Source organism: Aquimarina macrocephali (genome assembly GCF_051627225.1).
Lineage (GTDB): Bacteria > Bacteroidota > Bacteroidia > Flavobacteriales > Flavobacteriaceae > Aquimarina > Aquimarina macrocephali.
Genome location: NZ_CP151795.1, coordinates 1 through 12169 on the forward strand (window position 1 = coordinate 1; position 12169 = coordinate 12169).

Genomic DNA, 12169 nt, shown 5'->3' on the forward strand with positions numbered 1-12169 from the left:
ATGAATGTAACCGCGCAATCAGTTTGGGATAGTTGTTTGTCTTTCATAGAAGACAATATCACACCCCAAGCTTTTAAAACTTGGTTTGAACCAATCAAAGCTGTAAAGCTTACAGATAGCGCTCTCAGTATTCAGGTCCCTAGTAAATTTTTTTATGAGTGGCTAGAAGAACATTACGTTAATCTACTCAAAGTATCTTTAACCCGAGAATTGGGAGAAAGTGCTAAGTTGGTTTATGTTATTAAAATGGAAAACACTTATGGCAATAAAAAGCCATTTACTGAAAAAATTCCAAGTTCTAACCGAACCCCTGTTAACTCACAAGAAGTTGACGTTCCTATTAAAAGTAAAAATCCCGAGCTAAAAAACCCATTCGTTATTCCTGGAATACGAAATGTAAAAATAGAATCTCAATTAAATCCAAGTTATAATTTTGAAAATTTCTTAGAAGGAGATTCTAACCGATTAGCTCGCTCTGCAGGTATGGCCGTAGCTAATAAGCCCGGAGGCACCTCTTTTAACCCTTTGCTTATTTTTGGAGGAGTTGGTTTAGGAAAAACACACCTTGCTCACGCAATTGGTGTAAACATAAAAGACAATTACCCAGAAAAAACAGTTTTATATATTTCTGCAGAAAAATTTACTCAACAGTATATTGAATCTGTAAAGAAGAATAACAGAAACGATTTTATTCATTTTTACCAGATTATTGATGTTTTAATTGTTGATGACATTCAACTATTATCTGGTAAAGCAGGAACTCAGGATGTATTCTTTCATATTTTCAACCATTTACATCAAAATGGGAAACAAGTAATCCTAACGAGTGATAAAGCTCCTGTAGACATGCAGGATATAGAACAACGATTACTATCTCGTTTTAAATGGGGGTTATCTGCAGAATTGCATCAACCCGATTTTGAAACCAGAATTTCGATCATTAAAAATAAATTATATCGTGATGGCGTAGAAATGCCTGAAGAAATAGTTGAGTTTCTAGCAAACAATATCAAAACTAATATCCGAGAATTAGAAGGTGCAATTATATCATTAATAGCTCACTCTTCTTTTAACAAAAAAGATATCACAATAGACCTTGCAAAAACCATAGTAGACAACTATGTTAAAAACACAAAACGCGAGGTATCTATCGATTATATCCAAAAGGTAGTAAGCGATTATTTCCAAATGGATGTAGAGACACTACAATCCAAAACACGAAAACGCCATATCGTGCAAGCAAGGCAATTAGCAATGTTCTTTGCCAAAAAATTAACTAAAGCCTCTTTAGCCAGTATAGGCACACAAATAGGAAAAAGAGATCACGCTACCGTTCTCCATGCTTGTAAAACAGTAGACAACCTATCATCTACAGACAAGCAATTTAGAAAATACGTAGAAGATTTAGGAAAGAAGCTTACATTATAATTTTACACTTTTAAAGAGCAAATCAAAATTAATACCATAGCTAAGCTACAGTATTAGTAAGAAAAAGCACACACTACTTTAAAACAGCAAAACAAACCACATGAAAGCTAAAATTCTAATGGTATGCTTAGGCAATATATGCAGATCCCCCTTAGCAGAAGGCATCTTAAAATCTAAACTAAACCCTAGTCATTACAATGTAGCGTCCTGTGGCACAAGCAGCTATCACATTAATAGCAAGCCTGATCAACGTTCTATTGATATCGCCAGACAACACGGTATTGACATCACAGACCAAAGAGCTGCTCAATTTAAGGTTAGCGACTTTACAACTTACGATCACATATACGCCATGGATAGCTCTAATTATGAAAATATAATTGATCTAGCCAGTAATGATCATGAAAAAAACAAAGTAAAACACATCTTAAACGAATTACACCCTAACAGTAATCTTGATGTCCCTGATCCATATTATGGAGGAGAACAAGGTTTTGAAGATGTATTTCAAATGCTCAATAAAGCATGCGACAACATTGCTTTAAAACTTAAAGAATCTGATTAGTCTTTCGCTTAATAACAACTAACAACAATGTTAATATCAACATCATTTCCCCTTATCAAATACTATCATTGCAAATAATAGCGTTACAATAGATAACAATAAAAAAAATAATACTATTTTAGTATATACCCTATCAAGGATATACACGTTCTTAAACCTTAAGGGTTAATTTATTAGATAACATACATACGTTTTGACACACTAAAACACATTCATTACAAATAATAATATCAACAAAAAGATCTTTAAAAAACCCGTTATAAAAAGCCTATGGAATTTAAACCCCTAGATCCCAAAGGAAAATTATACCTAATCCCAACACGATTAGGAGATGATGTCCCTTTAGAAGTACTTCCTATATCTATTAAAAAGGTATTAGAGCAAGTAAATCATTATATTGCAGAAAATGAAAAACCCGCAAGACGATTTATAAAAAAGGTTAGCCCCAGCAAGTCACAACGCTCTATTGTCATACACACCGTTAACAAATACACAGATATTTCTGAAATACCAAGCTACCTTACACCTTGCCTTAATGGAGAATCTATCGGCTTATTATCAGATGCCGGATGCCCTGGAATTGCTGACCCAGGAGCAGAAGTTGTTAAAATAGCTCACGAAAAAGGCATACCAGTAACACCACTTGTCGGGCCGTCATCGATCCTACTAGCTATGATGAGTAGCGGAATGAATGGTCAAAATTTCACCTTTAACGGCTATCTTCCTATTGATAAAAACGAAAGAAAATCAACCATTAAACATCTAGAAAAGATCTCTTTAGAAAAGAATCAATCACAGATCTTTATCGAAACACCTTATCGCAATGATAAAATGTTTTCTGACCTCAAAACTATACTAAATGCCAATACTCGATTATGCATTGCATGTGACATCACATTAACCACCGAGTTTATAGCTACCAAAACAGTTGAAGAATGGAAAAAAGAAGAGATAGATCTTCATAAAAGACCTACAATATACATCATACAAAGAGACTAAGCCTAAGAGAAAAACTAGATTGCTTTTGCTCTTCTATTAGAAACAACAAAAGAAGTATCATATCCTCCAAATCGTTTCATATAGTAACGAATTGTTGTACCAAAAGCATCTGCAAATCCTTCTACTCCTCCACTACGTAAATATTTTTTTACAGCGCCCGGTCCAGACAAGTGAGCAGCAGCCAGAATCCCTGACTCTGTCACCTCTACCCCATTCATCCTTCTACCAACAAACCATTTTATATCCCTACGTAGAACCCACTTATTCCTGGATAAATTTGCATAAAATGCTTTTTCCTGAAGAGCTGGGTTGTTAAGAAATTTATTTCTTTTTACATTTTTAATCCCTATTAGAGCAAGTGTTCCTTTACCAAATTGATATTTCCCCAAATAACCAAATTGATTAACTACACCATAATCTCCTCTAGACTCCTTAAAAGCAACAGCTTCTTTAAACCCAATATAAGATTTTCCAAGCTCAGGAGAGATAAATGTATTATCGTCTTCTATTTCATTAAAATTTGGTGCAATGTAATACAGATCTAAACCCGCTGTACTATAAGAACTAAGATCTACGTTCTCTTTTGTTCTAAAACTTAGCAAAAGTATTCCCCCAGTTGTAAGTAATATAGATAATCCTATTATCCTCTTTATCATATAAAAAATTTCTAAGTAGTCACCATAAATGACGTCCCCCACTACTTAAATTTTTGCCGTGCAAATATACAGCTTTTTCAGAAACTATCAAGAGTCAAATGTTAAAATAATTATAATGCTGAAAAACAGTGTTTTACAATAAAAAACAAGACTAAAAACGGTTAAAACACCTATAAAAAACCTTAAAAATGACACTTAAACGTCAAACATAGCATTTTAATCGGAAAAAACTAAACCACTATACTTGTCAGTAATTCACAAAAAAATACACAATTTTGTTAATAAGTTCGTGTTATTTTTTATTCAAAAAGAAGAAATTGCTGTTTTTTTCCTACAAAAAGACTGATCGATAATCATCGTTTTACGCCCTGCTTATTAATCCAATCAACATACTGTTTTTTATTACGATTATGCTGATTGATCGTTTTGGCAAACTTATGATATCCGAAGTTTTCTACATTAGCTACAAAAAAGTAATACTCATGTTTTTCATAGTTAAGAACTGCATCAATTGATGAAATATCAGGCATTGCTATTGGCCCTGGAGGTAACGAAGTGTATTTATAAGTATTATAAGGACTATCTAGCTCTAAATCTTTATATAAAACACGTTTTATAATTGCATCCCAATCATCACGATGTTTTTTAATTGCATAGATCACGGTCGGATCTGCATCTAATTTCCAATTATTATTATACCTATTCATATATACTCCTGCTACTCTTGGGCGTTCATCTACTTTTGCAGTTTCTTTTTGCACAATAGAAGCAATGGTAATAACCTGATTTGGAGTTAACCCAACTTTCTTTGCTTTTGACACACGGGATTCGTTCCAAAATCGACTATACTCTTTTAACATTCTTTTTCTAAACTGTTCTGCAGAAGTATTCCAGAAGAATTCGTACTTATTAGGAATATACATTGCTAAAGCAGTCTCTAAAGAAAAACCATTTGCTTTTAAAAAAGATTCCTCTTTAAACACTTTTAGCAAAGAAACACTATCGGATTCGATTTGCGAAGCAATCCTACCTGCAAGGTTCTCCAGTCTTTCTTGATTATTAAAACTAATATGTATAGGTGAGTTCTTACTACGTAAAACATTTATAATCTCATTATTATTAAGACCTTTGCGCAAAATATATCGCCCTGCTTTAATTTTATCAATATACCCCTTCCTTCTTGCAACCCTATCAAAACTATAAATATCAGCAACCGCTGGGCTTATTGTTTCAATAAGTTCTGTATAGGTAGCTCCCGTAGGGATATATATAGTTGTTGTTTCGGTTTCAAAACTCGTATTAGGAGAAAAAACCGCTTGATAGACATAATATGCAAAAATTCCTCCTGCAATTAAACCTAATAATGCAATAGCTAATAGTATTTTTTTAATGTACATATACTAATTGATATAAAAATTCGTCTTTATAAATATCTTTTACGAGATTCCACTCTTTCTTTACTCCTACTTTATTAAACCCTTTATTTTCAAACAATTTAATACTAGTTACATTATCTTCAGAGATATTTGCATATAATTGGTGTAAATGCAAGTGAGCAAAACTATAATTCACAATAAGCTCTAAAGCTTCTGCTCCATAGCCCTTGCCTCTATTTTCTTTTTCTGCTATCAAAATACCTACTCCCGCTCTATTGTGGGTAGGATTGAAGTCAAACAAATCTATTAAACCTAGTGTCGCATGATCATTAGAGCAAATAACCAACCGTAATTGTTTTACCTCATAAATATCTTTATGAGAATTTTCTAAATACTCTTTAATCAAAAATCGAGAGTACGGAGTCTGGGTAGAGCTCATTTCCCATATCTGTTCATCATTTTCTACAATATAAACAAAATCAAGATCTTCAGGTTCAAGAGCTCGCAAATAAATATTTTCTCCTTTTAATGTTACCATGTGATCTCTCCTTTAAAAACCTGTTTTGCAGGCCCTATCAAAAAGATATTTTCGTATCCATTCCCGTTTTTCTGAAAGGTAACTTTTAGCTGTCCTCCTTGGGTATGAATATCAATTTCCTGATCATTTGTTATTTTAGTTGCATGCATAGAAAGAGCCACTGCAGTAACTCCTGTACCACAAGATAAGGTTTCATTTTCTACCCCTCTTTCATAAGTACGTACAGCAAATGCATTTCCGTTTTTCTTTTCTACAAAATTAACATTACTCCCTGCTTCAAAATAAGGAGCTCCGTTTCTTATTGTTCTACCAATATTTTCTACATCGTAATTGGTTAAATCTTCAACCATTGCAACATGGTGAGGAGAACCTGTGTCCAAAAACAAATGCGTATCATATTTTTCAATCTCAGATACATCCTGCATTTGCAAATACACTAATCCATCTTTAATTTCTGCCTTATGTTTACCATCAATTGCAGTAAACGTTGCTTTATCCTGTACAACTCCCAAAAAAGCTGCAAAAGCAACTAAGCATCTCCCTCCATTCCCGCACATAGAACTTTCGTTACCATCTGCATTAAAATAAACCATCGTGAAGTCATCCTCTTTATCCTGAGGAAGTTCTAGCAACATTAAACCATCTGCTCCAACACCAAATTTTCTGTCACAAAGTCTAGCAAATAATTTGGTATCATTTTTGGAGAGTATAGCATCTCTATTATCAATGATCACAAAATCATTCCCAGTACCTTGGTATTTATAAAATGTAAGGGTCATTATTCTTTCGATTATGAGAGCAAAGGTACAAAGAATGTTATCAAAAAACTGTTGTTAATTGTGAGTTAAATTTCATAAAAAAAGTATACTATAATTGTAATTTTAAGAGTTAATACAAGTCTATTAGATTAGTATTACATAAATCAAACAAAAAAAGAGAAGAAAATGAAAAGATTTTTGAGTTTATTGGTTGTAGCTATCCTAGCAGGTATATTTACTTTAGGTGCATATAAAATGTTTTTAGAACCTGAAGCTATCGTTGTTAAAGAAAGTGAAGCCAAACCAAATCTAACTCCTGTAAATTATCCCCTAACCAATACTAATGCATCTGTTTCTGGTATTGATTTCACTATCGCTGCAGAAAAAACAGTAAATGCAGTAGTTCATGTTAAGCAATATGGAATTTCGCGTACACCAAGGAATTTAATGGAATTTTTTAGAAATGGTGGAGCGCAAGAAAGAAGAATTCAAGGTGCTGGATCTGGGGTTATTATTACAGAGGATGGATACATTGTGACCAATAACCATGTAATTGACGGAGCTACTGATCTAGAAATTACATTAAATAATAATAAATCATACAAAGCCAAAGTAGTGGGTACTGCTCCGCAGTCTGACATAGCACTTATTAAGATTGATGCAGAAGAAAAGTTATCATATATCCCATTTGGTGATTCTAATTCGGCTAAAATTGGAGAATGGGTACTTGCCGTAGGTAATCCGTTTAACCTTACTTCTACTGTTACTGCAGGTATTATAAGCGCCAAATCAAGAGATCTTGATGAATCTGATGATAAAATTCAGTCTTTTATACAAACCGATGCCGCAATTAACCCTGGTAATAGTGGTGGTGCATTAGTTAATGTAAGAGGAGAATTGATAGGCATAAACACTGCAATAACCTCGCAAACCGGAAGCTATGTAGGATATGCTTTTGCAGTACCATCCAATAATGCTAAGAAAATTATAGATGATATCATTGAATTTGGAGGTGTACAACGTGGGATATTAGGTATACAAGGAGGAACTATAAACCCAAAAGTTATGGAAGAATATGACATTTCGGTTTCTCAGGGCGTATTTGTAGCCTCGGTCGCAGATGATAGTGGTGCTAAAAAAGCTGGTCTTCTTGAAGGTGATGTTATAAAAGAAATAGATGGGCTACCTATAAATAAATTTGCTGATTTAACAGGATATGTAAATAGTAAGAGACCAAAAGATGTAATCAACGTTAAAGTCATAAGAAAGAGAAAAGAAATAACTCTACCCGTTACCTTATCAAAATACGAAATTCAAAAATACAATATAGATGATGTTGGTGTAGAAGTTAGAAATCCTCCTAAAGGATATTTAGACAACTTCAAACTTGATCATGGAGTTGTAATTAGTAAAGCACTAAGCTCGAGAATGAAAAGATACAAACTAGAAGGGTTGATTATTAGCGAAATAGACGGGAAAAAGGTAAGAGATGTTCTTGAAGTAAAAGAAATAATAGAAGGTAAATATAAAGACGATGATATCACCATTAGTCTGGTAGACCGAAGTGGTCAGAAAAGAGAATTTGTATTTCAATAAGCATCACAAAACACAAATACAATAGCACTTCCCATTACTTTTATAAAGTAATGGGATTTTTTTTCACAAAAGGTTTCACGAAAACGTTTGAAATATATACTTTTGCACGAAATTTCAAGACTTTAAAACACAACACATTATGAGCTCTAACGAAGTTTATGAAAAAGAATTAGCCTTTCAGGCAGACAGACGTCGCGCTACAGTAGCATTTATAAAGACTGTAAGCGATCTTTGGTACGACAATTCTATCGAGTTGGTACTTTTCCGTAATCAGTTAATTGATAAAAACGTAAGTGAAATTATCAATTTACACGAATATGCTGGAGAATTTGTACAAAAACCTATTTCAATTTTTGATTCTGCAGAAATTGCGCAAGCTATCAAATTAATGAATTTACCTCCTTCAAAATTGGATATAGGTAAACTTACGTATGAGTATCATTTAGCAAGTGATGAGTACAGTTCGATAAATAGCTTTGTACAAAATAAGCTAAAAGACGCAAAGACATTCAAACCAATTTCTCCAAAAAATGTAGTCCTTTATGGATTTGGACGAATTGGTCGTTTGGTAGCCAGAGAATTGATGACCATTACAGGTAAAGGAAGTCAATTAAGACTTAGAGCCATAGTAACCAGAGGAGCTATAACTCAAGATGTATTAGAAAAAAGAGCCTCGTTACTTCGTAGTGATTCTGTACATGGAGATTTTGCTGGTACTGTAGAAACAGATTTGCCAAATAGTGCTTTGATCATAAATGGTACTACTGTAAAAATTATTAGTGCTAATAATCCAGAAGATATAGATTACACATCTTATGGTATCCAGGACGCTTTGATAATAGATAACACGGGCGCTTTTAGAGACAAAGAAGCATTAAGCAGACATCTGGCAGCAAAAGGAGCAAACAAAGTATTACTTACCGCTCCCGGAAAAGGAATTCCTAATATTGTACATGGAGTTAATCATAAAGAACATGACCCAGACAAAGTAGATATTTTTTCTGCTGCTTCTTGTACCACCAATGCAATTACCCCAATACTACAGGCTGTAGACGAAAGTTTTGGTGTAGTTAATGGTCACCTAGAAACAATACATGCATATACTAATGACCAAAACCTAGTAGATAATATGCATAAAAAATACAGAAGAGGTCGTGCTGCTGCTCTAAATATGGTAATTACAGAAACAGGAGCAGGAAAAGCAGTTTCTAAAGCATTGCCAAGTTTTGAAGGGAAATTAACATCTAATGCAATACGAGTTCCTGTACCAAATGGATCATTAGCGATTCTTAATCTTAATTTAGAAAAGGAAACTTCTAAAGAAAGTATGAATGCAGTACTCAAAAAATATGCACTAGAAGGAGATTTGGTAGAGCAAATAAAATATTCATTAGACAACGAATTAGTATCTAGCGATATTATTGGTTCTTCTGCCCCCTCTATATACGATAGCAATGCTACCATTGTGGATGCAAAAGGAAATAATGCCATTTTATATGTGTGGTATGATAACGAATATGGATATAGTCATCAAGTAATAAGACTATCAAAATACATTGCCAAAGTAAGACGTTTCACATATTATTAGAAGTGGTTTTTATCAAAATATTAAAAGTCGTTATTGAATAAATAACGACTTTTTTTATCGCTATTCTTCAAAAAGAAAAAGTGTTATTTTCAAAATTCGTTTTAAAAAGGTGTAAGATTTTAATTATCAATAAATTAACTTTAAAATCACCCATACATGAATTCTTGTAAAAAAAACTTTATAATTACTTACAATATCGTACATTTATTACCGTTACAGAAGAAATTAATAACCAAAAAGAAACGACATATAAATATTCCCTATACTACAAGTCATTAGTTATTTTATTCTCTAACTACCACCTCACTATAGGAATACCGTATCTAACCATTAAAAAATTAAGAATAACAATATGAAATTACCACAGTATCTACTAGTTTTAATACTACTTCTATCCTTTTCTGAAACTACATATGCACAAGAAGAAAATGCAACTGTTACTGATGCTTTAAGGCAGGAAAAGATTGAAGGGCAATTTGATATGGTGATAAAAAAATCAGGGAAATTTCAAGAATACAAAGTAGTGAAGTTGGTTTGGTTAAACAAACTTAAAAGCAACACCATAGACACACTTAAGACATTAGAATCAAAACTAAATACAACCAATCTTAAGATTGATGAACAAAAATCTACAATAACCGGACTCGAAGAATCACTTGCTAAAACAAATGGTGATCTTACTACCGTTACTAAGGAAAAAGACAGTATTAACTTTTTTGGAGTGGCACTAACTAAATCCAGTTACAAAACCATTATGTGGGTTATTATTGGTGTTCTCATCGCTTTACTTAGTTTCTTCATATACAAGTTCAAAAACAGCAATACAATAACACTACAAGCCAGGAAAGTATTAGCTGAAACCGAAGCAGAGTTTGAGGATCACAGACGAAGAGCTCTGGAAAGAGAGCAAAAAGTAATGCGTAAGCTTCAAGACGAAATCAATAAACAACGTAAAGCTGGCGCTAAGTAGTTCTAATTTCTAGATTTTCACCATATTCTTTTGCATCTTTGCAGCCATAAATGAATTAGATAAAGATGCGTATAGATATCATCACTGTAGTACCAGACATACTAAAAAGTCCTTTCGAAGCCTCTATAATGAAGCGGTCAATAGAAAAAGGATTAGTCGAAGTACAGTTTCATAATCTTAGAGATTATACCGATACAAATTACAAACAAGTAGATGATTATCAATTTGGAGGTGGTGCAGGCATGGTTATGATGATAGAGCCTATCGACAAATGTATTTCCAAATTAAAATCAGAAAGAGATTATGACGAGGTCATCTATATGACTCCAGATGGTGAGACCTTAAATCAAGGAACCGCAAACCAATTATCTTTAAAAGGAAACCTAATTATTCTTTGCGGTCACTACAAAGGAGTAGATCAACGTGTAAGAGATCATTTTATCACCAAAGAAATATCTGTAGGAGATTATGTATTATCTGGTGGAGAACTGGGTGCACTAATTTTATGTGATACAATCATTAGACTGATCCCAGGAGTACTCGGTAACGAAACCTCTGCATTAACTGATTCATTTCAGGATAATTTATTAGCCCCCCCTATCTACACAAGACCCGCAGAATATAAAGGCTGGAAAGTACCAGAAGTTCTAACCTCTGGTAATTTTCCTAAAATAGAAACATGGCGAGAAGAACAAGCGTACCAAAGAACAAAAGATCGCAGACCTGATCTGTTGGATGAATAAAATAAATACATCATAGTATCAACACTTAATCAGGTATTTATTCTAAGCTAAAGTCTTTTAGATTTTGTTTTATACATAAAATGTAATCACAAACTCACTTTCCATAACATCTTGTCATAAATTGAAAATGAATAATTAACAGAGAAGTAATAATAATCGGAAAACACTTGCAAATCATCAAATAATAATTATTTTTGCACCCTGATTAGACCAACCTCTGGCGAAAATCGCGAATGTTGCTTTAATAAAACCAAGAAACTATATCAAAATGGAAGATTTAGTAAAATTCGTTCAAGACGAATTTGTTACAAAAAAAGAGATGTCTGACTTCTCTGCAGGTGACACAATCACTGTTTATTACGAAATTAAAGAAGGAAATAAAACACGTACACAGTTCTTTAGAGGAGTTGTAATCCAAAGAAGAGGTTCTGGATCTACTGAAACATTTACAATCAGAAAGATGTCAGGAACTATTGGTGTAGAACGTATTTTTCCTATAAACTTACCAGCACTTCAAAAAATTGAAGTAAATAAAAGAGGTAAAGTTCGTAGAGCTCGTATATTCTACTTTAGAGGACTTACCGGTAAAAAAGCACGTATTAGAGAAAAAAGAAACTAATTCTTTATTTCTTTTTACAAATCAAAAAAGACTTCCAATTGGAAGTCTTTTTTTTATGAACAAAAGTTAATAACCCAAGTTCATAAACGGTTGATAACTAATACGATAAGAATTAACAGACCGCAAATCAATTTTCCTTATATTTATATTAGAATTACATATAGCAAAAGATGACACAAGGATTCTTGGCTGTATATCTAAACAAACGTTCTCTGAACATATTAAGACCAGTTTAGAATTAAAATAAATATAGAACGAAAGTTATTTTTTTGAATACATCCTTGAAATCACTTTAAGGGCTTTACTTTAGAATCATTTCAAAATGAAATTCAG

The 12169-nt window shown here is 33.0% G+C and carries 12 protein-coding genes; 8 read left to right on the plus strand and 4 right to left on the minus strand.

Annotated elements, in window-relative coordinates:
- The 3 genes from dnaA to AAFU52_RS00015 all read left to right on the plus strand — a co-directional run bounded on the left by dnaA (nucleotide 1) and on the right by AAFU52_RS00015 (nucleotide 2992).
- Nucleotides 1-1428, plus strand: a complete 1428-nt coding sequence (gene dnaA / locus AAFU52_RS00005; protein WP_024770517.1) for a chromosomal replication initiator protein DnaA — start codon at nucleotides 1-3, stop codon at nucleotides 1426-1428.
- Between the two features lie 100 nt (nucleotides 1429-1528).
- Entirely contained in the window at nucleotides 1529-1993 is a 465-nt protein-coding gene (locus AAFU52_RS00010; protein ID WP_438424511.1) for a low molecular weight protein-tyrosine-phosphatase, read from the plus strand.
- Between the two features lie 270 nt (nucleotides 1994-2263).
- Nucleotides 2264-2992, plus strand: coding sequence for an SAM-dependent methyltransferase (locus AAFU52_RS00015; RefSeq protein ID WP_438424513.1), 729 nt, complete (start codon nucleotides 2264-2266; stop codon nucleotides 2990-2992).
- A 14-nt stretch (nucleotides 2993-3006) separates the two neighbouring features.
- Here the strand turns inward: AAFU52_RS00015 and AAFU52_RS00020 are convergent, their stop codons facing one another.
- From AAFU52_RS00020 to dapF, 4 genes are all read right to left on the minus strand, one after another.
- Entirely contained in the window at nucleotides 3007-3648 is a 642-nt protein-coding gene (locus tag AAFU52_RS00020) for a hypothetical protein (RefSeq protein ID WP_024770520.1), read from the minus strand.
- Nucleotides 3649-4001: 353 nt separating this feature from the next.
- Nucleotides 4002-5045, minus strand: a complete 1044-nt coding sequence (mltG, locus tag AAFU52_RS00025; protein ID WP_438424515.1) for an endolytic transglycosylase MltG — start codon at nucleotides 5043-5045, stop codon at nucleotides 4002-4004.
- Nucleotides 5035-5562, minus strand: a complete 528-nt coding sequence (locus AAFU52_RS00030; protein ID WP_024770522.1) for a GNAT family N-acetyltransferase — start codon at nucleotides 5560-5562, stop codon at nucleotides 5035-5037. Before AAFU52_RS00030 ends, mltG begins: the two co-directional genes overlap by 11 nt.
- Nucleotides 5556-6341 carry a diaminopimelate epimerase gene (gene dapF, locus AAFU52_RS00035; RefSeq protein ID WP_438424519.1) on the minus strand — a complete coding sequence of 262 codons (786 nt, stop codon included), beginning with the start codon at nucleotides 6339-6341 and terminating at the stop codon, nucleotides 5556-5558. Before dapF ends, AAFU52_RS00030 begins: the two co-directional genes overlap by 7 nt.
- A 165-nt stretch (nucleotides 6342-6506) precedes the next feature.
- Here dapF and AAFU52_RS00040 point away from each other — a divergent pair, with 165 nt between their 5' ends.
- The 5 genes from AAFU52_RS00040 to rplS all read left to right on the plus strand — a co-directional run bounded on the left by AAFU52_RS00040 (nucleotide 6507) and on the right by rplS (nucleotide 11836).
- A complete protein-coding gene (locus AAFU52_RS00040; RefSeq protein WP_438424520.1) occupies nucleotides 6507-7916 on the plus strand; it encodes a trypsin-like peptidase domain-containing protein in 1410 nt (469 codons plus the stop codon).
- Nucleotides 7917-8055: 139 nt separating this feature from the next.
- Nucleotides 8056-9504, plus strand: a complete 1449-nt coding sequence (locus AAFU52_RS00045) for a glyceraldehyde-3-phosphate dehydrogenase (protein ID WP_438424523.1) — start codon at nucleotides 8056-8058, stop codon at nucleotides 9502-9504.
- 352 nt (nucleotides 9505-9856) lie between these two features.
- Nucleotides 9857-10474: a tRNA (guanine-N1)-methyltransferase gene (locus AAFU52_RS00050; protein WP_438424525.1), complete on the plus strand. Its 618-nt coding sequence runs from the start codon at nucleotides 9857-9859 to the stop codon at nucleotides 10472-10474.
- A 65-nt stretch (nucleotides 10475-10539) separates the two neighbouring features.
- Nucleotides 10540-11217, plus strand: a complete 678-nt coding sequence (trmD, locus tag AAFU52_RS00055; RefSeq protein ID WP_438424527.1) for a tRNA (guanosine(37)-N1)-methyltransferase TrmD — start codon at nucleotides 10540-10542, stop codon at nucleotides 11215-11217.
- 268 nt (nucleotides 11218-11485) lie between these two features.
- Complete coding sequence (gene rplS, locus AAFU52_RS00060) at nucleotides 11486-11836, plus strand: 50S ribosomal protein L19 (RefSeq protein WP_101449762.1); 351 nt, start codon at nucleotides 11486-11488, stop codon at nucleotides 11834-11836.
- The last annotated feature ends 333 nt before the right edge of the window (nucleotides 11837-12169 follow it).